General features: G+C 42.6%; 20 protein-coding genes and 1 other annotated feature. Of the genes, 18 read left to right on the forward strand and 2 right to left on the reverse strand.

What is annotated here, in order from left to right; genetic code table 11:
* The first annotated feature begins 1 nt into the window (after nucleotide 1).
* The 9 genes from leuB to yihA all read left to right on the forward strand — a co-directional run bounded on the left by leuB (nucleotide 2) and on the right by yihA (nucleotide 12,213).
* A complete protein-coding gene (gene leuB, locus BA70_RS09370; RefSeq protein WP_034321185.1) occupies nucleotides 2-1,099 on the forward strand; it encodes a 3-isopropylmalate dehydrogenase in 1,098 nt (365 codons plus the stop codon).
* Between the two features lie 41 nt (nucleotides 1,100-1,140).
* Nucleotides 1,141-2,556 carry a 3-isopropylmalate dehydratase large subunit gene (gene leuC / locus BA70_RS09375; RefSeq protein ID WP_034321188.1) on the forward strand — a complete coding sequence of 472 codons (1,416 nt, stop codon included), beginning with the start codon at nucleotides 1,141-1,143 and terminating at the stop codon, nucleotides 2,554-2,556.
* Between the two features lie 13 nt (nucleotides 2,557-2,569).
* Nucleotides 2,570-3,169 (forward strand): 3-isopropylmalate dehydratase small subunit, encoded by a 600-nt coding sequence (leuD, locus tag BA70_RS09380; RefSeq protein ID WP_034321192.1) that lies wholly within the window; start codon nucleotides 2,570-2,572, stop codon nucleotides 3,167-3,169.
* A 125-nt stretch (nucleotides 3,170-3,294) separates the two neighbouring features.
* Nucleotides 3,295-4,302 (forward strand): DNA damage checkpoint antagonist DdcA, encoded by a 1,008-nt coding sequence (gene ddcA, locus BA70_RS09385; RefSeq protein WP_034321194.1) that lies wholly within the window; start codon nucleotides 3,295-3,297, stop codon nucleotides 4,300-4,302.
* 240 nt (nucleotides 4,303-4,542) lie between these two features.
* The gene (gene tig, locus BA70_RS09390; protein WP_034321196.1) at nucleotides 4,543-5,817 is read left to right on the forward strand and encodes a trigger factor; all 1,275 of its coding nucleotides are present in this window, start codon (nucleotides 4,543-4,545) and stop codon (nucleotides 5,815-5,817) included.
* A 251-nt stretch (nucleotides 5,818-6,068) separates the two neighbouring features.
* Entirely contained in the window at nucleotides 6,069-7,334 is a 1,266-nt protein-coding gene (gene clpX / locus BA70_RS09395; protein ID WP_034321198.1) for an ATP-dependent protease ATP-binding subunit ClpX, read from the forward strand.
* A gap of 137 nt (nucleotides 7,335-7,471) precedes the next feature.
* Complete coding sequence (gene lonB, locus BA70_RS09400; protein WP_034321201.1) at nucleotides 7,472-9,133, forward strand: ATP-dependent protease LonB; 1,662 nt, start codon at nucleotides 7,472-7,474, stop codon at nucleotides 9,131-9,133.
* Nucleotides 9,134-9,304: 171 nt separating this feature from the next.
* Nucleotides 9,305-11,629: an endopeptidase La gene (gene lon / locus BA70_RS09405; protein ID WP_034321204.1), complete on the forward strand. Its 2,325-nt coding sequence runs from the start codon at nucleotides 9,305-9,307 to the stop codon at nucleotides 11,627-11,629.
* Complete coding sequence (gene yihA / locus BA70_RS09410; protein ID WP_034321207.1) at nucleotides 11,626-12,213, forward strand: ribosome biogenesis GTP-binding protein YihA/YsxC; 588 nt, start codon at nucleotides 11,626-11,628, stop codon at nucleotides 12,211-12,213. The genes lon and yihA overlap by 4 nt, the downstream gene beginning before the upstream one ends.
* A gap of 242 nt (nucleotides 12,214-12,455) precedes the next feature.
* Here the strand turns inward: yihA and BA70_RS09415 are convergent, their stop codons facing one another.
* Nucleotides 12,456-12,941, reverse strand: a complete 486-nt coding sequence (locus BA70_RS09415) for a hypothetical protein (RefSeq protein ID WP_034321210.1) — start codon at nucleotides 12,939-12,941, stop codon at nucleotides 12,456-12,458.
* A gap of 242 nt (nucleotides 12,942-13,183) precedes the next feature.
* Here BA70_RS09415 and hemA point away from each other — a divergent pair, with 242 nt between their 5' ends.
* The 8 genes from hemA to ysxE all read left to right on the forward strand — a co-directional run bounded on the left by hemA (nucleotide 13,184) and on the right by ysxE (nucleotide 21,861).
* On the forward strand, nucleotides 13,184-14,551 hold the full coding sequence (gene hemA / locus BA70_RS09420; RefSeq protein WP_034321213.1) for a glutamyl-tRNA reductase: 1,368 nt from the start codon (nucleotides 13,184-13,186) through the stop codon (nucleotides 14,549-14,551).
* Nucleotides 14,552-14,558: 7 nt separating this feature from the next.
* Nucleotides 14,559-15,389: a cytochrome c biogenesis protein gene (locus tag BA70_RS09425; protein ID WP_034321216.1), complete on the forward strand. Its 831-nt coding sequence runs from the start codon at nucleotides 14,559-14,561 to the stop codon at nucleotides 15,387-15,389.
* Between the two features lie 37 nt (nucleotides 15,390-15,426).
* Entirely contained in the window at nucleotides 15,427-16,362 is a 936-nt protein-coding gene (gene hemC / locus BA70_RS09430; RefSeq protein WP_034321219.1) for a hydroxymethylbilane synthase, read from the forward strand.
* Nucleotides 16,359-17,150: a uroporphyrinogen-III synthase gene (locus BA70_RS09435; RefSeq protein WP_034321221.1), complete on the forward strand. Its 792-nt coding sequence runs from the start codon at nucleotides 16,359-16,361 to the stop codon at nucleotides 17,148-17,150. The genes hemC and BA70_RS09435 overlap by 4 nt, the downstream gene beginning before the upstream one ends.
* Nucleotides 17,147-18,118 (forward strand): porphobilinogen synthase, encoded by a 972-nt coding sequence (gene hemB, locus BA70_RS09440; protein ID WP_034321223.1) that lies wholly within the window; start codon nucleotides 17,147-17,149, stop codon nucleotides 18,116-18,118. Before BA70_RS09435 ends, hemB begins: the two co-directional genes overlap by 4 nt.
* Nucleotides 18,119-18,145: 27 nt before the next feature.
* Nucleotides 18,146-19,438 carry a glutamate-1-semialdehyde 2,1-aminomutase gene (gene hemL, locus BA70_RS09445; protein ID WP_034321225.1) on the forward strand — a complete coding sequence of 431 codons (1,293 nt, stop codon included), beginning with the start codon at nucleotides 18,146-18,148 and terminating at the stop codon, nucleotides 19,436-19,438.
* 133 nt (nucleotides 19,439-19,571) lie between these two features.
* A complete protein-coding gene (spoVID, locus tag BA70_RS09450) occupies nucleotides 19,572-20,792 on the forward strand; it encodes a stage VI sporulation protein D (protein ID WP_034321227.1) in 1,221 nt (406 codons plus the stop codon).
* 37 nt (nucleotides 20,793-20,829) lie between these two features.
* Nucleotides 20,830-21,861, forward strand: coding sequence for a spore coat protein YsxE (gene ysxE, locus BA70_RS09455; RefSeq protein ID WP_034321229.1), 1,032 nt, complete (start codon nucleotides 20,830-20,832; stop codon nucleotides 21,859-21,861).
* Between the two features lie 67 nt (nucleotides 21,862-21,928).
* Here the strand turns inward: ysxE and BA70_RS20560 are convergent, their stop codons facing one another.
* The gene (locus BA70_RS20560; protein ID WP_003216497.1) at nucleotides 21,929-22,117 is read right to left on the reverse strand and encodes a hypothetical protein; all 189 of its coding nucleotides are present in this window, start codon (nucleotides 22,115-22,117) and stop codon (nucleotides 21,929-21,931) included.
* 169 nt (nucleotides 22,118-22,286) lie between these two features.
* Nucleotides 22,287-22,516 (forward strand) — a binding site (T-box leader).
* A gap of 57 nt (nucleotides 22,517-22,573) precedes the next feature.
* Between BA70_RS20560 and BA70_RS09465 the strand changes: the two genes are divergently transcribed.
* Nucleotides 22,574-25,216, forward strand: coding sequence for a valine--tRNA ligase (locus BA70_RS09465; protein WP_034321232.1), 2,643 nt, complete (start codon nucleotides 22,574-22,576; stop codon nucleotides 25,214-25,216).
* The last annotated feature ends 53 nt before the right edge of the window (nucleotides 25,217-25,269 follow it).

The raw sequence follows: 25,269 nt of genomic DNA on the forward strand, positions 1-25,269 counted from the left end.
CATGAAAAAGAAAATTGCACTTTTGCCCGGCGATGGAATCGGACCGGAAGTCGTAGCATCAGCAGTCGCTGTCTTGCAAGAAACAGCGGCTCAATTTCAACACGAATTCGAATTCGAAACTGCGCTCATTGGCGGTATAGCGATAGATGAAAAAAACAACCCGCTCCCAAAGGAAACAGTAGATCTGTGCAAAAGCGCAGATGCGATTTTATTAGGAGCAGTTGGTGGACCAAAGTGGGATCAAAACCCGCCAGAACTTCGCCCTGAAAAAGGCTTGCTCGCCATTCGTAAACAGTTGGACTTATTTGCAAACATCCGTCCTGTCAAAGTGTTCGATAGCTTAAGCGAGGCTTCACCGTTAAAACAAGATCACATTAGCGGAGTAGATTTCGTCATCGTTCGTGAATTAACAGGAGGCCTCTATTTTGGTGAACCAAGCGAGCGCTATACGGATGATGAAGGAAAAGAAGCTGCTGTTGATACACTCCTTTATACAAAGGAAGAGATTGTCCGCGTCTTAAAAGAAGCGTTTGACATGGCGTTAACTAGAAGAAAAAAGGTCACGTCTGTGGATAAAGCAAATGTTCTTGCTTCTAGTAAACTATGGCGAGATGCGGTAGAAGAAGTTGCATCCCAATATCCAGAAGTTGCATATGAGCACATGCTTGTTGATAATGCCGCCATGCAGCTGATTTATAAGCCCGCTCAATTTGATGTCATTGTGACAGAGAATATGTTTGGCGACATTTTAAGTGACGAGGCTTCTATGATTACTGGTTCACTCGGTATGCTGCCATCTGCTAGTCTGTCAAGCACAGGCCTCCATTTATATGAGCCGATTCATGGTTCAGCACCCGATATTGCGGGGCAAAACGTCGCAAACCCTCTGGCAACCATTTTGTCAGCAGCAAGCTTGCTTAGAACATCTTTTGCATTAGAAGATGAAGCGGCTGCAATAGAAGAAGCCGTGGAAGCTGTTCTTGCCTCTGGCAAACGCACAAAGGATTTAGCAGCAAAAGAGGGAACATATCGAACGACTGACGATATCACCACAGCAGTTGTAGACGCACTTAAACAACGTGCGAAAACAATTGTATAAATAGAAATCTTTTTGAATTAGGTAGAGGGAGGAAAAGGGTTATGCCTCGAACAATCATCGAAAAAATATGGGATCAGCATGTTGTCAAAAGCGGCGAGGGAAAACCAGACCTTTTGTATATTGATCTGCACTTGGTGCATGAAGTGACATCGCCTCAAGCATTTGAAGGATTAAGACAAAAAGGACGCAAGGTGAGAAGACCTCAAAACACGTTTGCGACGATGGATCACAACATCCCGACTGTGAATCGATTTGTGATCAAAGATGAGATTGCTAAAAAGCAGGTGAGTGCTCTAGAGCGCAACTGTGCTGAATTTGGTGTCCGTCTAGCTGACCTTCACAGTGTAGACCAAGGAATTGTCCATGTCGTTGGACCAGAGCTTGGTTTGACACTTCCGGGGAAAACAATCGTTTGTGGAGATAGTCATACATCAACTCATGGCGCGTTTGGGGCACTTGCCTTTGGGATCGGTACAAGTGAGGTTGAACATGTGCTTTCCACACAAACACTTTGGCAGCAGCGTCCGAAAACTTTAGAAATTCGAGTAGACGGAAAGCTGCAAAAAGGGGTAACTGCCAAAGATGTCATTTTAGCAGTCATTGGTGCACACGGCGTGAAGTTCGGTTCAGGTTATGTCATTGAATACACTGGGGAAGTATTCAGAAACATGACGATGGATGAGCGGATGACCGTTTGTAATATGTCGATTGAAGCAGGCGCAAGAGCAGGGTTGATTGCACCTGACGAAGTGACGTTTGAATATTGCCGCGGACGCAAATATGCACCGCAGGGCGAAGATTTCGAAGCAGCCATTGAAGAATGGAAAGAGCTTAGAACAGATCCGGGTGCAACTTATGATAAAACCATTGTGTTAGATGGAAATGAGATTTCACCAATGGTCACGTGGGGAATTAACCCAGGAATGGTGTTGCCTGTGGATGCATCGATCCCAGGGCCTGAGGATTTTGCACAAGAAGATGATCAAAAAGAAGCGCTCCGAGCTTACGAGTACATGGGTGTTCATCCGCATCAGCGTATTGAAGACATTACGATCGAGCATGTCTTTATCGGCTCATGTACGAACTCAAGAATGACTGATTTACGCCAAGCAGCTTCTATGATTGAAGGGCAAAAAGTAGCCGATCATGTCAGAGCGATTGTGGTGCCTGGCTCTCAAAGTGTCAAACTGCAAGCAGAAGAAGAAGGTCTTCATGAAATTTTCCTTGAAGCAGGCTTTGAATGGAGAGAATCTGGCTGCAGTATGTGCCTCAGTATGAATAATGATGTGGTGCCAGAAGGCGAACGCTGCGCGTCCACGTCAAACCGTAACTTTGAGGGGCGTCAAGGGAAGGGTGCAAGAACGCATCTTGTCAGCCCGGCAATGGCTGCAATGGCTGCAATACATGGCCGATTTGTCGATGTCAGGAAGTTTAATCAAGAGAAAACAGTCGTGTAAGGAGTTGTCATAGATGGAGCCTTTAGTCACTCATAAAGGAAAAGCCGCTGTGCTTAACCGTATAAATGTAGATACAGATCAAATTATTCCGAAGCAATTTTTGAAAAGAATAGAACGAACAGGATATGGCCGGTTTGCCTTTTTTGACTGGCGGTTTTTAGCCGATGGCAGCCCAAATCCTGATTTTGAGCTGAATCAGCCAATTTATGAAGGAGCATCCATTTTGATCGCAGGAGAAAACTTCGGCTGCGGATCATCTAGGGAACATGCACCTTGGGCACTTGATGATTACGGTTTCAAAATTGTCATTGCGCCATCATTTGCAGATATTTTTCATCAAAACTGCTTTAAAAATGGGATGCTTCCGATTCGTCTTGATTATGATGTGTGGAAAACATTCGCAGCATCATATGAGTACAATGGGTATGAGATGACGGTTGATCTAGAAAAACAGCAGATTCAAGACCATGAAGGGAATATAACCCCTTTTGAAGTAGACCCTCACTGGAGAGAAATGCTCCTGAATGGCTATGATGAGATCTCATTAACATTATTATTAGAAGATGACATTCAGGCATTTGAAGAAAAGCGCAGCAGTTGGCTGCGTGCATAAACAACGAGAAGCCGTCCGCCCGAGGTGTGACGGCTTCTTTTTTGCATGAAAACCTCTCGTTACTTGTGTTTACTAACCTTCGTTGGTAAACTGATAAAAAATATGCGCCCGAAAGGAACGTAAGCATGAAACATGACAAGAAGAAAGATAATGTCATTTTGTTTCCTGGTCTGAAAGAAAGACTGATTGAAAAAGGAATGGCAGCATTAAAAGATAAACAGTATCAAGAGGCGCTTCAGTTATTTTCAGAAGCGAAATCTTATGATGACGATGAAGAATCCGATATTCACCTCGGTATGGCGATTTGTTTTCTAGAGCTGGGTGAGCTGCAGGATGCAAAGCGTGTTTGTGAAAAGATGTTAAATGAAGGGTATGGTCACTATTTCACCGTGCTTCAAGTGTATATGACCATCTTAATTCAGCTGAAAGAATACGAGGAAGTCAAACAGACAATTGAGGCTGTACTTGAGGAGAACCACCTTCCAGCAGAAAGCGCGGAGCATTTTTACAAGCTGCTCGAATTTAGCAGAAAGATGATTGAATCGCCTGAAGAGATCTTAGACGAAGACGAGAGTGATAGCGGTGAAATCAATATAGATGATATACTGGAGCTGCCAGAAGAGCAGGTACAGTTCATCCATTCATTGAAGGACCGGAATATTACACCGCATATGGGTCTATTAAATACGATCTTACAAAAACCGGATGGAAACCCTTTGGTCAAATCCTTGATCTTGCAGCTTCTGTCAGATCATGATGTGGCAAAGCCGGTTCATGTGACGAAATTCGGAGATTCTTTAACGCTTGTGCCTTCTGAGGCCGTGAAGCCAGAGCAGATGCCGCTTCTTCAGCAAGTACTGCGTATACTGGATGATACGCTCGGCAATGAGAACCCAACCCTTTACCAAGGCGTGGAAGAGTTATGGCGCCGGCACTTATTTGTGCTTTATCCATTTCTTCCTAAATACACAGATCCGAATCTTTGGGCTGCGGCTCTTCATAAAGTCGGCTATGAAATGCATGGGATTGAGATTGACCTCGAAGAATTGCATCTATTGTATGATTTTAACGAACGAGAGCTGAGAGAAGCTTGCACAATGCTGAAAGATATTGAAGAAATTTCTTATTTGTAATTTGTCGATTTAGTTGAAAGACGGACTTGTTATGTTATAATATAATGGTTGTATTTGTGCATATATAGTGCAGTTGTAAGATTCCAACGGTTGAAAGACGATATGTATAATCAAGTCAAATGTTGTATACATAATACCGCTTCTTTAGCAGAGTGCGTGGTTTTTGATTGGACGAAGTCTTTATGATGCTTTAGAATGTAACAACGCACAATCTGAATAGATTTTTGGAGGGAAACACACATGTCAGTAAAATGGGAAAAACAAGAAGGTAACGAAGGTGTCTTAACTGTAGAAGTTGACGCTGAAACATTTAACAAAGCACTTGATGATGCATTTAAGAAAGTTGTCAAGCAAGTATCTATCCCTGGATTCCGTAAAGGGAAAGTACCACGTGGTCTTTTCGAGCAACGTTTTGGTGTAGAATCTCTTTATCAAGATGCATTAGATATTCTTCTTCCAGTTGAATATCCAAAAGCAATCGACGAAGCTGGTATCGAGCCAGTTGACCGCCCTGAAATCGATGTTGAGAAAATCGAAAAAGGCGAAAGCTTAATCTTCACTGCAAAAGTAACAGTGAAGCCTGAAGTAAAACTTGGTGACTACAAAGGTCTTAACGTAGAAAAAGACGATACAACTGTCACTGATGAAGATGTACAAGAAGAGCTAAAAGCACTTCAAAACCGTCAAGCTGAGCTTGTTGTCAAAGAAGAAGGCGCAATCGAAAACGGCGATACAGTTGTTCTTGATTTCGAAGGATTCGTTGATGGAGAAGCATTCGAAGGCGGAAAAGCTGAGAACTACTCTCTTGAAATAGGTTCTGGTTCATTCATCCCTGGTTTCGAAGAGCAATTAGTTGGTCTTGAAGCTGGCGCTGAAAAAGACGTAGAAGTGACATTCCCAGAAGAATACCATGCTGAAGACCTTGCAGGTAAACCAGCTGTATTCAAAGTGAAAATTCATGAAATCAAAGCAAAAGAACTTCCAGCACTTGACGATGAGTTCGCTAAAGATGTTGATGAAGAAGTAGAAACTCTTGCTGAATTAACTGAAAAAACAAAGAAACGTCTTGAAGAAGCAAAAGAAAACGAAGCAGAAGGAAAACTTCGTGAAGAGCTAGTAGCGAAAGCTTCTGAAAATGCGGAAGTTGACGTTCCACAAGCGATGGTTGACACAGAGCTAGATCGCATGATGAAAGAATTCGAACAACGTCTTCAAATGCAAGGGATGAACCTTGAGCTTTACTTCCAATTCTCTGGTCAAGATGAAGATGCGCTTAAAGAGCAAATGAAAGAAGATGCTGCTAAACGCGTGAAATCTAACCTAACACTTGAAGCAATTGCTGCTGCAGAAGACTTACAAGTGTCTGACGAAGAAGTGGAAGAAGAACTTTCAAAAATGGCTGAAGCATACAACATGCCAGTTGAAAATATCAAACAAGCGATTGGATCTACTGAAGCAATGAAAGAAGATCTAAAAGTTCGCAAAGCAATTGATTTTCTTGTAGAAAACCGTTAATATGGTGCATAATAATAAAACAGGGCGCGAGTGACTCGTGCCTTGTTTTGTACAATTTTTGACTTATCATCGCTTCTTTTGGAAACGATAGTGTAAGTCGCATCTTTCTGTCATACATATCTCAATGTGCAGTGTTACAAACACATCAATACCGTCTTTTAGGAAAGTATGGTAAAATGCATACATACTGGACCCAGAAAGGTAGCTGACTGTTGGCTACAGGCAAGTGAAGAAGAATAAGGGGTGAAAGAATGTTTAAATTCAACGAGGAAAAAGGTCAATTAAAATGCTCGTTTTGCGGAAAAACGCAAGATCAAGTGCGTAAACTGGTCGCAGGACCTGGCGTATATATATGTGATGAATGTATCGAGCTTTGCACGGAAATAGTTGAAGAAGAGCTCGGTACTGAGGAAGAAGTTGAATTCAAGGATGTTCCGAAGCCTCATGAAATTCGGGAGATTCTTGATGAGTATGTCATCGGACAAGAGAATGCGAAGAAATCCTTAGCTGTAGCGGTCTATAACCACTATAAACGGATCAATTCCAACAGCAAGATTGATGATGTGGAGCTTTCGAAAAGTAATATTTCTATGATTGGACCAACAGGGAGCGGTAAAACATTACTTGCTCAAACGCTTGCTCGTATTTTAAATGTTCCATTTGCAATTGCAGATGCAACATCATTAACTGAAGCAGGTTATGTTGGTGAAGACGTAGAGAATATTTTACTAAAGCTGATCCAAGCAGCGGATTATGATGTAGAAAAAGCGGAAAAAGGCATTATCTACATCGATGAGATCGATAAAGTAGCAAGAAAATCAGAAAACCCTTCTATCACTCGTGATGTATCTGGGGAAGGTGTACAGCAAGCCCTTTTGAAAATTCTTGAAGGAACAGTTGCTAGCGTACCGCCTCAAGGTGGACGTAAGCATCCTCATCAAGAATTCATTCAAATTGATACGACAAATATCCTCTTCATTTGTGGGGGAGCCTTTGACGGCATTGAGCAAATCATCAAACGCCGCCTAGGCCAAAAAGTCATTGGATTCGGTGCGGATAATAAAATCGAAGATCTTGAAAAAGAAGTCCTTCTATCAAAAGTACTGCCGGAAGACTTGCTTCGCTTCGGTTTAATTCCAGAATTCATCGGTCGTCTACCGGTTATTGCAAGCTTAGAGCCATTAGATGAAAAAGCACTTGTTGAAATCTTGACGAAGCCTAAAAATGCGTTAGTTAAGCAGTATACAAAAATGCTTGAGCTTGACGATGTGGAGCTTGAGTTCGAAGAAGATGCTCTCAGCGAGATTGCGAAAAAAGCAATTGAGCGTAAAACAGGAGCTCGTGGTCTTCGTTCCATCATTGAAGGCATCATGCTTGATGTGATGTTTGACCTTCCATCTCGTGATGATATTGAAAAATGTGTCATCACTGGTGAAACGGTTGCTGACGGTGAACCGCCGCGTCTTGTGTTAAAGGACGGCACAGTCGTTAATAAAGATACAAAAACATCTGCATAAGAGAAGTGATCACTCCTGAATCTTTTTGATTCAGGAGTTTTTTATTTATCGTGGAAGACGTGTTTATTCCGTCCAGCTCTAGGAAATACTAGCAGACAGAAACCAATACATACGATAGATGAAGGAGGGAGCACCGATTGAGCTGGACAGGAATCGTACTATTCATACAGTTGTTCTTCGGTATCGTCATCGGGCTGTACTTTTGGAACTTACTGAAAAATCAGCGCACACAAAAGGTGACGATAGACAAAGAATCAAAAAAAGAAATGGAAGCACTCAGAAAGATGCGATCGATCAAGTTGAGTGAACCTTTATCAGAGAGAGTCCGGCCAAAGGGGTTTCAAGATATTGTAGGACAAGAAGACGGCATTCGTGCATTAAAAGCGGCACTATGCGGACCTAACCCGCAGCATGTCATTGTCTACGGACCACCGGGTGTTGGAAAAACAGCCGCTGCTCGTCTTGTTATGGAAGAAGCAAAGCGTCACGCTGATTCTCCGTTTAAGAAAGATGCAGTGTTTGTAGAGCTTGATGCCACAACAGCAAGATTCGATGAACGAGGCATTGCAGACCCCTTAATTGGTTCCGTGCATGATCCGATTTACCAAGGGGCAGGGGCAATGGGACAGGCAGGCATTCCGCAGCCAAAACAAGGAGCAGTCACGCATGCTCATGGTGGGGTTTTGTTTATAGATGAAATTGGCGAGCTGCACCCGATCCAAATGAACAAAATGCTGAAAGTGCTTGAGGATCGGAAAGTGTTTCTAGACAGTGCCTACTACAGTGAAGAAAATACCCAAATCCCAAATCACATTCATGATATTTTTCAAAATGGGCTGCCGGCTGATTTTCGATTGATTGGTGCCACCACAAGAACGCCGGACGAAATTCCGCCAGCGATTAGATCAAGATGTTTGGAAATATTCTTTAAAGATCTTGACCAGCATGAGCTGAAAATCGTCGCTGCCAAGGCTGTCCAAAAAATTCAAAAGGAATTAAGTGATGAAGGGCTAAACCTGTTAACCTCCTATGTGAAAAATGGACGTGAAGCGGTCAATATGGTGCAGATTGCGGCTGGTATGGCGATCACTGAAAACCGAAAAGACATCACGATAGCTGATGTAGAATGGGTCATTCATTCAAGCCAGCTGACGCCAAGATATGAACAAAAAGTACCGGAAAAGCCAAAAGTGGGGGTAGTAAATGGCCTTGCCGTTTATGGACCAAATAGCGGCGCCCTGCTTGAGATTGAAGTGAATATATGTAAGGCGCTGGAAAAAGGTAGTATCAACATTACAGGTATTGCAGAAGAGGAAAGCATTGGCAACCAGTCTAAATCCATCAGACGAAAAAGTATGGCCAAAGGCTCTGTTGAAAATGTATTAACAGTACTTAGAAACTTAGGCATACGCACAAATGAATATGATATCCATATTAATTTTCCAGGCGGTGCTCCCATTGATGGGCCGTCTGCTGGGATTGCGATGGCCACCGCGATTTTCTCAGCCATTCATCAAATTCCGATCGATCATCTAACCGCCATGACGGGTGAAATTGGATTGCAGGGTCAGGTGAAGCCGATCGGTGGTGTCATACCGAAGATTAAGGCAGCCAAGCAAGCTGGTGCCAAAACAGTGATTATCCCTTATGACAACCAGCAGTCGATCTTAAAAGAGATCGAAGGCGTCACCATTGTGGCTGTGAAGCACTTCCAAGAGGTGCTGGATCAGTGTTTGGTGAATCCACCAGACGAGAAGAAAGATGGACTAGAAGACGAAATGAAAAGAAAATCTGTTTAATCCCCATCACATATGGGGATTTTTTAGTGAAATAGAACTTTTTTTCTTTTTCAAGGTAAAAAGAAAGGGTATACTACGATAAGATCATCATTTCTCAGGTCTTTTACATTGTACAAGACTGAAACAGGTATATTATAATGATTCATACTAGTGACGGAGGTGTCAATCAACATGGCAGATGAAATCAAAAAGAATGTTCCGCTCCTTCCATTGCGAGGTTTGCTTGTTTATCCAACAATGGTCTTGCATTTGGACGTTGGACGCGAGAAGTCTGTTCAAGCATTAGAACAGGCAATGATGAACGATCATATGATTTTTCTAGCAACACAGCGGGAAATTTCAATAGACGAACCAGGTGAAGAAGAAATTTTCAAAGTCGGCACCTACACAAAAATTAAACAAATGCTGAAGCTGCCCAATGGAACGATTCGTGTACTCGTTGAAGGCTTAAATCGAGCACAGATCGAATCATATGTGGAGCTAGAGGACTATACGTCAGTCGATATTAAAGAATTGGCAGAAGAAGAATTAAAGGACGCAGAAGCAGAAGCACTCATGCGCACTTTGTTAGATCACTTTGATCAGTACATAAAAATTTCAAAAAAAATCTCAGCTGAAACATACGCAACGGTGACGGATATTGAGGAACCGGGAAGAATGGCAGATATCGTCGCTTCTCACCTGCCGTTAAAATTAAAAGACAAGCAAGAAGTACTGGAAACAGTAGATGTCAAAAAACGGCTGAACCGTGTGATCAGCCTGATCCACAACGAAAAAGAAGTACTGGAGATTGAAAAGAAAATCGGGCAGCGCGTCAAACGTTCAATGGAACGAACGCAAAAAGAATATTATTTGCGTGAACAAATGAAAGCCATTCAAAAAGAACTTGGAGACAAAGAAGGAAAAACAGGGGAAGTCAGTACATTAATGACTAAAATCGAAGAGTCCGGCATGCCGGATTCTGTTCGTGAGACTGCGTTAAAAGAGCTGAATCGTTATGAAAAAATCCCTTCAAGCTCTGCCGAGAGCTCTGTGATTCGAAATTATATTGATTGGCTGATCAATCTTCCGTGGGGCATCTATACAGAAGATCGTCTAGACTTAAAGCTTGCAAGCCAAATTTTAGACGATGAGCACCATGGGCTGGAAAAAGTCAAAGAACGTGTGCTTGAATATCTTGCTGTTCAGAAGCTGACAAATTCATTAAAAGGACCAATTCTTTGCTTGGCAGGACCTCCTGGAGTAGGGAAAACGTCACTTGCAAAATCCATTGCAAAGTCACTTGATCGAAAGTTTATCCGTATCTCTCTTGGTGGTGTACGTGATGAATCTGAGATTCGTGGCCATAGAAGAACATATGTGGGTGCGATGCCAGGCCGTATCATTCGTGGTATGAGTAAGGCAGGCACCATGAATCCGGTGTTCCTTTTAGATGAAATTGATAAGATGTCCTCTGACTTTAGAGGAGACCCGTCATCTGCTATGCTTGAAGTGTTAGATCCAGAGCAAAATCATAACTTTAGTGATCACTATATTGAAGAGACATTTGATTTGTCTCAAGTGTTATTTATCGCCACTGCCAACAATTTAGCAACCATTCCAGGCCCACTTCGTGATAGAATGGAGATTATCACGATTGCAGGGTATACAGAGGTTGAAAAAGCAGAGATTGTGAAAGATCATCTTCTGCCGAAGCAGCTAAAGGAGCACGGATTAAAAAAAGGGAACTTACAGCTTCGTGAAGCAGCGATTTACGATATGATTCGCTATTACACAAGAGAAGCAGGAGTTCGCGGATTAGAGCGTCAGCTTGCGGCGATTTGCCGAAAAGCGGCAAGAGCGATTGTGGCTGAAGACCGTAAACGCATCACGGTGACGGAAAAGAATTTATCTGAATATCTCGGAAAAAGACTTTACCGTTATGGTCAGGCTGAAACGACAGATCAAGTGGGCGTTGTCACAGGACTTGCGTATACCACAGTTGGTGGAGACACCTTATCCATTGAGGTATCACTCTCGCCGGGTAAAGGCAAGCTTTTGTTAACAGGTAAGCTCGGTGATGTCATGAGAGAATCTGCGCAGGCGGCATTCAGTTATATCCGTTCGAAAGCAGATGAACTGAACATCGATCCTAATTTTAATGAAAAGCACGATATTCATATCCATGTTCCAGAGGGTGCGGTTCCAAAGGACGGGCCATCAGCTGGTATTACCATTGCGACGGCTCTTGTATCAGCACTTACAGGACGTCCTGTGTCAAAAGAGGTTGGCATGACAGGAGAGATTACGTTAAGAGGAAGAGTGCTTCCGATTGGCGGATTAAAAGAAAAAGCATTAGGCGCACATCGCGCAGGACTGAAAACCATTATTCTTCCAAAGGACAACGAGAAGGATATTGATGATATTCCTGAAAGTGTGAGACAAGGGCTAACCTTTATTCCGGTCTCGCATTTAGATGAGGTGCTTGAGAAAGCGTTAGTAGGAGAGGGAAGATGAAAGTAACAAAATCAGATATCGTCATTAGTGCGGTGAAACCAGAGCAGTATCCAAGCGGGGGACTGCCGGAAATCGCTCTTGCTGGACGATCAAATGTTGGGAAGTCCTCGTTCATTAACTCATTAATTAATCGTAAAAATTTAGCACGTACGTCTTCTAAACCAGGAAAGACCCAGACGCTTAATTTCTACATTATTAATGATTTGCTCCATTTTGTGGACGTTCCGGGCTACGGCTTTGCCAAAGTATCAAAAACGGAGCGCGAAGCCTGGGGTAGAATGATCGAAACGTATATTACGATGCGCGAAGAATTAAAAGCAGTCGTCCAAATTGTGGATCTGCGTCATAAGCCATCTGCAGAAGATGTGAACATGTATGAATTCCTTAAATATTACGGAGTTCCAGTGATCGTCATTGCAACAAAGGCGGATAAAATTCCAAAAGGCAAATGGGAAAAACATGCGAAAGTCGTCAAACAGACGCTCGACATTGACCCATCAGATGAATTAATCTTATTCTCTTCTGAAACCAAGAAGGGAAAAGATGAAGCCTGGAATGCGATTCTTGCGAAGGTTAACAGCTAAAAGAAAAGGCATCTGCCATGAGCAGATGCCTTTAAATTTGTGACAAAGGGCTAAAATAGGATTATTTTAGCCCTTTGTCTTCTTTACAGCGTGATATGAAAACCCTTGAAGTCTAGGAAGGCCGAGTACTGGAGCGGAGCGAATTTTTGTGAGCACCAGCACGCAGAACTGACACCGAATGCGAGGGTTTGTTTTCACGCTGAAGGCATCTGCCATAAGTAGATGCCTTTTTATTGTATAAGTTATTTCCTTTTTAAAAATAATAAGAGGAGACTGACTGCCATCAGTACATAGGGCCAGTACAATTCAAAGCCGGAAGTAGGGATAGAGAGTGAGCTAAGCTGTTTTGTAATTTGTTGAAAGAAATAAAGGAACAGACCGAGTCCGATTAAAGCAACACTTTCTATACGATATTCCTTTTTCTGAGATGATTTCATAAAGAGCGCAAGTCCAACGATGAACACAATCATCGTAAATGTGTCTGGCCAGTGGTCCAATTTCGGCTGAAGAATAAAGTGTAGCGAAAGGCCAGTCATGAGCATACCGATAAACACATGAGAAGTTTCCTGCTCCTTCTTTCCTTGATATAAGAAAGCAAGGCCAAAAAACAGTACAAGTGTATACCATTTCTCCTGGTCTTTCCAGATGTCAAATTGACCTCCTGAGAGAATGGCATAAAGCGCTACAGCCAGCAAAGTGAGCGGCAGCAAAATGGATTTCTTCTTCAAAGATGTCACCTTCTTTTAAGCAGATCATTTGTCCGCACACGCCAAATCTGGTAAATTGCTTGAAGTAATGATATGGCATGATTGATGTCGAACATTTTTCTACTATATCACAACATTTTTGAAATCTGTTCACAATTTTAATCCAGTTAAAAATGAATATATGTTATAATCATTATAAATAATAAATTCTATATTATAATTATTATAAATTAGATAGGGCGTTGGGGGTGCAAGCTGAAGTTATGCATATTCTTGTTGTGGGTTTAGATTATAAAACAGCCCCTGTTGAGATACGGGAACAGCTGAGCTTTGAACCGAGCGAGCTCGGAACAGCGATGTCCAAGCTTAAAGAAGAAAAAAGCATTCTAGAGAATATCGTCATCTCAACATGTAATCGAACAGAGATCTACGCAGTTGTAGATCAGCTTCATACTGGTCGGTTTTATATAAAAAGATTTTTAGCAGATTGGTTCGGTTTAGAAAAAGAGGATGTCTCTCCATATTTGAAGTTTTATGAAAACGATGGAGCGGTTGAGCATTTATTCCGTGTTGCCTGTGGACTTGATTCCATGGTGATTGGTGAAACACAAATACTCGGTCAAGTGCGCTCCAGCTTTAAAGTATCTCAAGAGGAGAAGACCATTGGTACCGTTTTCAATTATTTATTTAAGCAGGCGGTCACCGTTGCAAAACGCTCTCATGCGGAAACAGATATTGCGTCTAATGCCGTGTCTGTCAGCTATGCAGCTGTTGAGCTTGCCAAAAAAATCTTTGGACGTCTTTCTGATAAGCATGTCCTTATTCTTGGTGCGGGTAAAATGGGTGAACTGGCAGCACAAAACCTACAAGGCCAAGGAATTGGTCAGGTGACGGTCATCAATCGAACATATGAGAAGGCAAAAGAATTGGCCGGCCGTTTTTCAGGAGAGCCTAAGAGCTTAAACCAATTAGAAAAGACATTATCTGATGCGGACATTGTCATTAGCTCGACTGGTGCTAAACAATTTGTCATTACAAAAGAAATGGTCGAAAGTGCGAATAAAAAGCGGAAAGGCAGACCCCTATTTATGGTGGATATTGCAGTACCCCGCGATTTAGATCCAGCCATTTCTGAAGTAGAAGATGCTTTTTTGTATGACATTGATGATCTTGAGGGCATTGTGGCAGCCAACTTAAAAGAGCGTCGGGCAGTGGCTGAGGAGGTTGAACTCCTCATTGAAGCAGAAATTGTGGAATTTAAGCAATGGCTTAATACGCTAGGTGTTGTTCCTGTCATTTCTGCTTTAAGAGAAAAGGCGCTCACGATTCAAGCGGATACGATGCAAAGCATTGAACGAAAGCTTCCAAACCTCACGCACCGTGAAATGAAGCTGTTAAATAAACATACGAAAAGCATCATCAATCAAATGCTGAAAGATCCTATCTTAAAGGCAAAGGAAATTGCCGGGGAGCCGAATGCAGAGGAAAAACTTTTACTCTTTAAAGAAATCTTTGATTTACAGGTTGAAGATGAAGAGCAAAAGGTAGAACCTGTACAGGTAGAGCAAGGGTCATTTCAGCTGTTTAAACCAAATATGGCACAAGGCTTTGCTACAGTTGCCAGTGAGTGATTAAGCGATGATGGAATCCATTGTAGCGAGACTCAACGAAGCGACGATCTTGATCTATGCACTAAGTGTCTTGTTCTATTTCATAGATTTTCTTCAACACAACCGGAAGGCTGGAAAAATGGCTTTCTGGTTGCTTTCTATTGTCTGGCTGCTGCAAACAGTCTACATGTTCTATATTATGGTGGAAACAGACCGATTCCCTGTGTTGAATGTAGCAGAGGGGTTATATTTTTATACGTGGGTGCTTGTGACACTTTCACTCGTCCTCACAAAAGTATTGCGCGTTGAATTTATTGTCTTTTTTACAAATGTGATTGGTTTTTCCATGATGGCGATTCATACCTTTACACCATCTGATCTCCATTCGGCGGAACTGGCGGGGAAGCTGACGAGTGAACTGCTCGTGATTCATATTACGATGGCCATATTATCATATGGTGCCTTTTCACTTTCATTTGCTTTTTCACTTCTCTATCTTTTTCAATATCGTTTGCTGAAAAAGAAAAAGTGGGGAAAATGGCTTCTGAGAATTGAAGACTTATCAAAGCTTGATCATATGGCCTACGTGTTAAATATTATTGGCGTGCCAATGCTCTTGCTAAGTTTAATTCTTGGCATTATTTGGGCATATATTTCGTATGATACGTTGTACTGGACAGATGCGAAGGTACTTGGTTCGTTTATTATGCTGTTTTTATACGGCTTTTATTTATATATCAGATTGGCGAGAAATATGCAGGGCAAAATTGTGGCACGTTGGAATGTCGCCTCATTTCTTGTGCTGATGATCAATTATTTTCTGCTTGGTAGCTTATCAACCTTTCATTGGTTTCAATAATGATGAGTTTTAAGGGCATTGTCGGGAGGAAGACGTAATGCGTACAATTAAAGTAGGTTCTAGACGAAGTAAGCTTGCAATTACACAAACAAAATGGGTCATTCAAAAGCTGTCTGAACTAAACCCTTCTTATTCTTTCGAAATAAAAGAAATTGTGACGAAGGGTGATCAAATTTTAGATGTGACCTTATCAAAGGTTGGCGGAAAAGGACTGTTTGTCAAAGAGATTGAACAGGCAATGATGAATCATGACATTGATATGGCGGTGCACAGCATGAAAGATATGCCGGCCGCTCTTCCGGAAGGTTTAGTCATTGGCTGTATTCCTGAGCGTGAAGATGTGCGGGACGCACTTATTTCGAAGGATCATCTCCGTCTTCATGAACTGCCAAAGGGAGCCATTGTGGGAACGAGCAGCTTACGGCGTAGTGCCCAGCTTCTTCAGGAGAGACCAGATCTTGAAATTAAATGGATTCGAGGAAACATTGACACAAGACTTGAGAAGCTGAAAAATGAAGAATATGATGCCATTATTCTAGCTGCTGCCGGCCTGTCCAGAATGGGATGGAGCAAAGAGGTCGTGTCGGAATTTTTATCTCCAGATACTTGCCTGCCCGCCGTTGGACAAGGCGCGCTCTCGATCGAATGCCGCGGAGATGATGAAGAGCTATTGCAGCTCCTTGCTCAATTTACGAATGAATATACGAAGAAAACAGTACTCGCTGAAAGAGCCTTTCTCAAGCAAATGGATGGCAGTTGCCAAGTGCCGATCGCTGGTTACGCGACAATGAATGAGCGTGATGAAATTGAACTGACGGGTCTTGTGGCATCTGCTGACGGGCACACGATTTTTCGAGAAACCGTAACAGGCACTGACCCTGAAGCAATTGGTAAAGCGTGCGCGAAGCAGATGGCTGATAAGGGAGCAAAGGATTTGATCGACAAGGTGAAAAAGGATCTGTCCTCCCAATGACCATAGCCAAATCGCTTCACGGGCAGACGGTGCTTGTCACTCGAAATGAACGTCAAGCGGGTGTGTTTCAGCAGAAAATTGAAGCGCTGAACGGCCATGCTGTTTTAACTTCTCTTATCAGGTTTGAGCCTACGCTCACACAAGAAAAAGCGAAGGCATTTTTAAAAGACTTAGAAGTAAGCCATTGGCTTGTTTTCACGAGTGTAAATGGTGCGTCTTTTTTTCTCAGTTATATAGAGGAGCATCATTTACATCAGAGCTTATCCCACTTGAAAGTGGCTGCTGTAGGTGAGAAAACATCTGCCTATCTTGAGCAGCATGGCTTCAAGGTTGATGTGGTCCCAGAACGATTTATAGCGGAAGAGCTGGCAGATGCCTTACTTGACCATGTGCTCCCGGGAGAGCGTGTATTTGTAGCAAAAGGCCACTTGTCACGAGATGTGGTGAAACAAACCCTCGTTCCACTTGGCATAGAAGTAAAGGAATGGATTTTATATGAAACAGTCAAGGATGAGGAGGGAATTGCCGCCCTCAAATCGGCAATGATGGAGCAATCATTTGATTTTATTACATTTACGAGCTCATCCACTGTTCATTCATTTATGCATGCCATGGAAGCAGATGCATCTAGGTTAGCTGCATCTGACACATGTTTTGTGACGATAGGTCCTCTTACAAAAGAGGCACTGATTCAATACGGGATTTCGTCTGAAACCCCAGATACTTATACGGTAGATGGGATGCTTGATTTGATGTGCCGTCTATCTGAAAGGAAGTTGAACCAATGATGAAATTTAATAGACACCGTAGATTGCGTACAAGCGCAGGAATGAGAGAACTAGTCAGAGAAACATTTTTAAGACCATCTGATTTCATTTATCCGATCTTTTTTGTAGAGGGAGAAAATGTCCGGAAAGAAGTGCCTTCAATGCCGGGTGTATATCACATTTCGGTGGATCTTGTGAAAGAAGAAGTCCAAGAACTTGTTGATCTTGGCATTAAATCCGTCATTGTATTTGGTGTACCAGATCATAAAGATCATGTGGGTAGTGAGGCGTATCACGATCATGGCATTGTTCAAAGAGCAACGCTTGAGATCAAAAAGCATTTCCCTGAGCTTGTTGTTATTGCAGATACTTGCTTATGCCAATATACAGATCATGGACATTGCGGAATCGTTGAAGATGGTGAAATTTTAAATGATGAATCTCTTCAGCTTTTAGCAAAAACAGCTGTTAGCCAAGCGCGTGCAGGTGCAGATATCATCGCTCCTTCAAACATGATGGATGGCTTTGTTATCGCAATCCGTGAGGCACTTGATGAAGCTGGTTTTATTCATGTGCCTGTGATGTCTTATGCCGTGAAATACGCAAGTGCTTTTTACGGTCCGTTTCGTGATGCAGCGCATAGTACACCACAGTTTGGAGATCGTAAAACGTATCAAATGGACCCTGCAAACCGTTTAGAGGCACTGAGAGAAGCGCAATCTGATGTCGAAGAGGGGGCTGACTTCCTGATTGTCAAACCATCTCTCTCTTATTTAGATATTATGCGTGATGTGAAAAATGAATTTACACTACCTGTTGTCGCTTACAATGTAAGCGGAGAGTATGCAATGGTCAAAGCCGCAGCTCAAAATGGCTGGATTTCTGAAAAAGAGCTTGTACTTGAAATGTTGACAAGCATGAAACGAGCAGGGGCAGAGTTAATCATTACGTATCATGCAAAAGATGCGGCAAAATGGCTCTCAGAATAAAGAACGGATAGACAGGAGGACGTTGAAATGGGACGTAGCTATGAAAAATCTAAGCAAGCATTTGAAGAAGCGCAGCATTTAATGCCTGGTGGTGTTAACAGCCCAGTACGTGCATTTAAATCAGTCAACACAGACCCGATTTTTATGGAACGAGGCAAAGGTGCAAAGATATACGATATTGATGGAAATGAATACATCGATTATGTCTTATCATGGGGACCGCTCATTTTAGGACATACGAATGACCGTGTTGTCGAAAGTATTCAGCGAGTAGCTGAATATGGTACAAGCTTTGGTGCTTCTACTTTAGTTGAAAATGAATTAGCTAAACTTGTATCAGAACGAGTTCCTTCTATTGAAGTCATTCGGATGGTCAGCTCTGGAACAGAGGCGACAATGAGTGCACTTCGTCTAGCACGCGGTTTTACAGGCAGAAATAAAATTGTGAAATTTGAAGGTTGCTATCATGGCCATGGTGATTCTTTACTGATTAAAGCGGGTTCAGGTGTGGCGACACTTGGGCTTCCAGATAGTCCTGGTGTTCCTGAAGGTACTGCAAGCAATACGATCACAGTTCCATACAATGATTTAGAAAGCATTCAAGTCGCTTTTCAAGAATTTGGAGACGATATCGCAGGTGTCATTGTAGAACCGGTAGCAGGAAATATGGGCGTTGTTCCTCCGCAAGAAGGTTTCTTGCAAGGACTGAGAGACATCACTGAGCAATACGGATCTTTACTCATTTTTGATGAGGTCATGACAGGTTTCCGTGTGGATTATCACTGCGCGCAAGGCTATTTTGGCATCACACCTGATCTGACGTGCCTTGGTAAAGTCATTGGAGGCGGTCTCCCGGTCGGCGCTTATGGCGGAAGAGCGGATATTATGAGACAAATTGCGCCAAGTGGTCCGATCTATCAAGCAGGGACGTTATCTGGTAACCCTCTTGCGATGACAGCAGGTCTCGAAACATTAAAACAGCTGACACCTGAGTCTTATGAAGAGTTTAGACGAAAAGGGGATCGACTGGAAGAAGGAATTTCGAAAGCAGCGAAAGCACATGGTATTCCATTAACGTTTAACCGTGCGGGTTCCATGATCGGATTCTTCTTTACAAATGAACAAGTCATCAATTATGACAAAGCGAAAACAGCTGATCTTGATTTATTCGCTGAATTTTACAAGGAAATGGCTGACCACGGCATCTTCCTTCCACCTTCTCAATTCGAAGGATTGTTCCTATCAACTGCTCATACGGATGAAGACATCGAATATACGATTGAGACAGTGGAAAAAGTTTTTCAAAAACTACGTCGATAAACAGAAGCCGATATGGAGACATATCGGCTTTTTTGCGTTGGAGAAAACCAATCATATTTTCACCGCCTCTCACATACACCTGTATTGACATCTAATTTTATTTTGAAGGATTAGATGAAAGGAGGACACCGACTTGTCTCAAAACAATCGATTACAGTTTTCGGTAGAAGAATCCATTTATTTCAAAAACGGACAGGAAGTCAGTGAGCTACTGTCAATTTCTCTCGATCCTGACATTCTCGTTCAAGAAGTGAATGATTATGTTTCCATTAGAGGTTCACTCGAGCTAACAGGAGAATACAACATAAATCAAGAGGAGCGATTGGGTGAATCCAGTTCCTATGCATCATACAGGCAAGCTGATGAGGTGAAGGTAAGAGAGGACGGAACAGCAGAGCTTCTGCATCAATTTCCAGTGGATATCACCATCCCTAAAAACAAAATCAATCATTTAAATGATGTGTTTGTGTTTATTGATGCGTTTGATTACCAGCTCACAGAAAGCCGTTTGCTCACCATTCAGGCTGATCTAGCGATTGAGGGTCTGTTAGATGAAGAAACGCCTCAAGTGCCTGTAGAGGAGCCCTATGAATTTGTGCAACGTACTGAAGAGGAATATGGCGATGTGACCTATGAATATCAGGCGCAGCCGGAGCATGAGGAACAAGAAGAGCTGCAAGACAATGAACGTCAGGACTATGAAGAACAGGCTGCAATACAAATTGACGACGCACGCACCGAGCAAGAAGATGATGAAGAAATGGAAGAATTGAAAGAACCGGAGGACCAAGAAGAAACAATGGCACTTGGTTATCGCTCCTTCCCTGAAGCTCAGGTGCAAGAGCCACCATTTTTTGAACCGCCTAAGCTATTAGAAGAAGAGGAGCGAGATGAGGCGTTCTTTGAGGTGGAAGTGAGAAAAGACCCTGAAGCAGCCGAAGAGCAAGAAGAAACGGTTCCAGCGTATCCGGCATTTGAACCACCTGCTTATCATATGGAACCGGTGCAGGAAGAGCGGGATGACACTTATCAAATCGAGCGATTATATGAACGGGAAGCACCAAAGGTGTATGAGTCTGCTCAAGAAGCGGAGGAGCCTGAAAATGACGTGAGGGAAACGTCTGGCAGTGAGAATTCTCTTTATTTAACGAAGCTGTTCGCTAAGCAGGAGGAGGAAGATTTTTCTCGCATGAAAATTTGTATAGTTCAGCAAGAAGATACGGTCGATCGTATTTGTGAGCGATATCAGTTGAATGTGCAGCAGCTCCTTCGAACGAACTCATTATCGGTTGATGCGGAGCTTGAAGAAGGGCAGATCCTTTATATTCCTGAATATCAAAAAAGCAACGCATAGCAAGCGATGACCGACCGAGAAAATGTGGTGAATGAACGTGGATGAAATCCAATCTGTCCTATATGAATATGGGCTTGAGGCTGAATACATTGAACCTGTTAGTCCTGCTGTCGTCAAGGTGTATACAAAGCAGGGCGTCTTTGCCCTAAAGAGAGTGAAAGCAAATCGACAAATGCAGTTTACAGAACAAATGCTTGAACTAGAATCAAAAGGTTATCGCTCCTTTGTGCCGATTTATCGGACGAAGAGCGGTTCCTTTTTCTCAAGTCATCGGGAAAGCCAGTACGCATATTATCTCATGCCATGGCTGACGAATGAAAAGCGAGAAGAGCAGGACGATAAACATGAATATTTATTTCAAGAGATTGCAAGACTCCATAAACGAACTGAAGTGATGATGGACATCACAGAGCGAGAAATTGAAGCCCATTACACACAAATCAAGACCAAATGGGAAACAGAGAAAGACATGTATGAACGATTCATAGAGCGGGCAGAGCAAACGTGGTATATGTCGCCATTTGAGCTGGCCGCTGCTATGTATTTTTCAGAAGCTATGTCTGCCAGTGAATTTGCGCTTGAACGATTAGAGGATTGGCATGAGGAAATGAAAGAACAAGAGACAACACGTGTTGTGTTAAATCATGGGCAGCTGTCGATCCATCACTTTTTGTATAATGATGTAGGCACAGGACATTTCACCAACTTTGAGCGGTCCAAAAAGGCCGCCCCCATTTATGACCTTCTGACCTTTTACTTTCGGACATTCAAAACCTATCCTACGTCTTGTCCTGAATGCACTTCCTTGTTTTATATGTATCAAAAGGGGAATCCTCTTCGGGAGGAAGAGCTTCATTTGTTTTTAAGCTACCTCGCTTATCCGCAAGGTCTGTTTGATATGGTGAAAGCCTATGAAGCAGGCAGGCAGGATGAGATGGAAAGCTGCCAGCAGCTGTTAAGAGCGTATTGGCAAATGAAAAATTCAGAGCCGACGGTCATGAAGATTCACGAGATTGAGCAGGCTAGACGCCTTGAAGAAGAGCAAAATGCCTCGTCATCAGCAGAATGACGAGGTGATTTTGTGTTGGCTTTATGATTTCTCTGTAAAGGAAGGACCGATACATAAGCGTGAGTTTTTAAAACCAATCAAGGTGAAAGGCACAGGCGAGAAAAATAAGAATACCTAGGATGAGGACGTCAAATGTTGTGGGGAAAATGATCGTGCGAAACCCTTGAAATATGGCGATCGGGAGAACGACTTGGGAGGCAACTGCCCGAATTTGTCTAAGCCAGGGGGGAAGTGTGTAAGGATTGATCTTCTTCAAAATAAAACGCCCTCCTTCTTCATTTTGTTATTATCATATGGGCAATAAGGTGAAGGGTGCCTGCCCAATTTGTATAAAGCAGAAGAAAAGCGGAAAAGATGATTGACGAAAACAAAAGGCATTTAGTAATATTAATAAAAGATGAGTATGTGCTGATGAACGTGATATATCGTAAGCGTGGATCAGGAAGAGTACGAGCAAGACCCTAAAGAGAGGGAAACCACTAGCTGAAAGGTTTCCTAGGATGTGCTTGTTTGGAAGGTCGCCTGTGAGCTTAATTTCTTGAATGAACAAGTAGAGAAATTCGGGAGAACCCCGTTATCCTTTAGAGTGTACGGGACACGTGTATGTGTCCTGTGAAAAAAGGTGGTACCGCGAAAAAGCTTTTTCGTCCTTTTATAAGGATGGAAAGGCTTTTTTATGTTTCATCAGCCGAAAAAATGTGGAGGTACACAAATGGAAACAAATAATCAAGAAATGCCAACAAAGTACGATCCAAATGCGATTGAAAAAGACCGCTATACGTACTGGCTTGAAGGAAAATTCTTCGAAGCGCAAAATGACAAAACGAAAGATCCATATACAGTCGTCATTCCTCCACCAAACGTGACAGGGAAATTGCATCTTGGGCATGCATGGGATTCAACACTTCAAGACATCGTGACGCGCATGAAACGAATGCAGGGCTATGATGTTCTATGGCTCCCAGGAATGGACCATGCCGGTATTGCTACTCAAGCAAAGGTAGAAGCAAAACTTCGTGAAGAAGGCGTGAGCCGTTATGACCTTGGACGCGAAAAGTTTGTGGAAGAAACGTGGAAGTGGAAAGAAGAATATGCGGATTTTATTCGCAGTCAGTGGGCGAAAATGGGCCTTGGTCTAGATTACTCGCGTGAACGTTTTACATTAGATGAGGGTCTGAATAAAGCTGTTCGTCAAGTGTTTGTCCAATTATATGAAAAAGGGCTTATCTATCGCGGAGAGTACATCATTAACTGGGATCCAGCGACAAAGACTGCACTTTCTGATATTGAAGTGATTTATAAGGATGTTCAAGGTGCGTTTTATCACTTGAGATATCCGCTGGCAGATGGAACAGGTTCAATTGAAATTGCGACAACAAGACCTGAAACAATGCTTGGAGATACGGCAGTAGCTGTGCATCCTGAAGACGAACGCTATCAGCATTTGATTGGCAAAACAGTTATTTTACCAATTACAGGACGTGAGATCCCAATCGTCGGTGATGACTATGTCGATATGGAGTTTGGTTCAGGGGCTGTGAAAATTACACCTGCTCATGACCCGAATGATTTTGAGCTTGGAAACCGCCATGAGCTAGAGCGAATTCTTGTCATGAATGAAGATGGCACAATGAATGCAAATGCGCTGCAATACAAAGGGATGGACCGCTTTGAATGCCGTAAACAGCTGGTGAAAGATTTACAGGAAGAAGGCATTTTGTTCAAAATTGAGGATCATATGCATTCAGTTGGTCACAGTGAGCGAAGCGGATCTGTTGTTGAACCGTACTTATCTACCCAATGGTTTGTGAAAATGCAGCCGCTGGCGGATGAAGCCATCAACCTGCAAAAAGGTGATGACCAAGTCCAATTTGTTCCAGACCGATTCGAAAAGACATATTTACACTGGATGGAAAATATCCGTGACTGGTGTATTTCTCGCCAGCTATGGTGGGGACACCGTATCCCGGCTTGGTACCATAAAGAAACGAAAGAAGTATACGTTGGACTGGAAGCGCCAGAAGATATTGAGAACTGGGAACAAGATAACGATGTCCTTGATACATGGTTTAGTTCAGCGCTTTGGCCTTTCTCCACAATGGGCTGGCCGGATGCAGACAATGAAGACTTCAAGCGCTACTATCCAACAAACCTGCTTGTAACTGGCTATGACATCATTTTCTTCTGGGTATCTCGTATGATCTTCCAAGCTCTTGAATTCACAGGAGAAAAACCGTTCAAAGATGTTCTTATTCATGGGCTCATCCGAGATGAACAAGGGCGTAAAATGAGTAAGTCGCTTGGCAACGGAATTGATCCAATGGAGGTCATCGACAAATACGGTGCGGATTCATTAAGATATTTCTTAGCCACTGGTAGCTCACCAGGTCAGGATCTTCGCTTTAGCTTTGAAAAGGTTGAATCCACTTGGAACTTTGCGAACAAAATTTGGAACGCATCCCGTTTTGCTTTAATGAATATGGATGGTTTAACGTATGATGAACTTGATTTGACAGGTGAAAAATCAGTTGCTGACCAATGGATCTTGACCCGCTTAAATGAAACGATTGAAAGTGTCACACAGCTTGCTGACAAGTATGAATTCGGTGAAGTTGGCAGACATTTATATAACTTCATTTGGGATGATTTCTGTGATTGGTACATTGAGATGGCGAAGCTTCCTCTTTATGGAGAAGATGAAGCTGCGAAGAAAACGACTCGTTCGATCCTTGCGTATGTATTAGATCAAACGATGAGACTTCTTCATCCATTTATGCCGTTCTTAACAGAAGAAATCTGGCAGCATCTTCCGCATGAAGGTGAGTCCATTACACTTGCGAAATGGCCTGAAGTGAAGCCGGAGCTTTCAAACGAACAAGCGTCTGCTGATATGAAACTGCTTGTGGAGCTCATCCGCTCTGTTCGTAACATCCGCAGTGAAGTAAACACACCAATGAGCAAACAAGTCGAGCTTTACATCAAAGCATCCACATCTGATGTACAAGATCGTTTAGAGAAGAATCGTTCATATATTGAGCGCTTTACGAATCCAAGTGTTCTTGAGATTGGCACAGATGTCCCAGCTAGTGATAAAGCCATGACGGCTGTCATTTCTGGAGCAGAACTCATTCTACCGCTTGAAGGCTTAATCAACTTAGATGAAGAAATTGCTCGTCTGCAAAAAGAGCTTGATAAGCTGACAAAAGAAGTAGAACGAGTACAGAAAAAGCTTGGCAACGAAGGCTTTATGAAAAAAGCGCCTGAAAGTGTCGTAGAAGAAGAGCGTGCGAAAGAACGTGATTATGTCGCAAAACGCGAAGCTGTTCAAAAGCGGATTGAAGAGCTGAAAGCATAATGTTGAAAAGACGGCTCCTAACGGAATGGAGTCGTCTTTTTTGAAAATTTCTT

Source organism: Bacillus zhangzhouensis, assembly GCF_000715205.1.
GTDB classification, from domain to species: Bacteria; Bacillota; Bacilli; order Bacillales; family Bacillaceae; genus Bacillus; species Bacillus zhangzhouensis.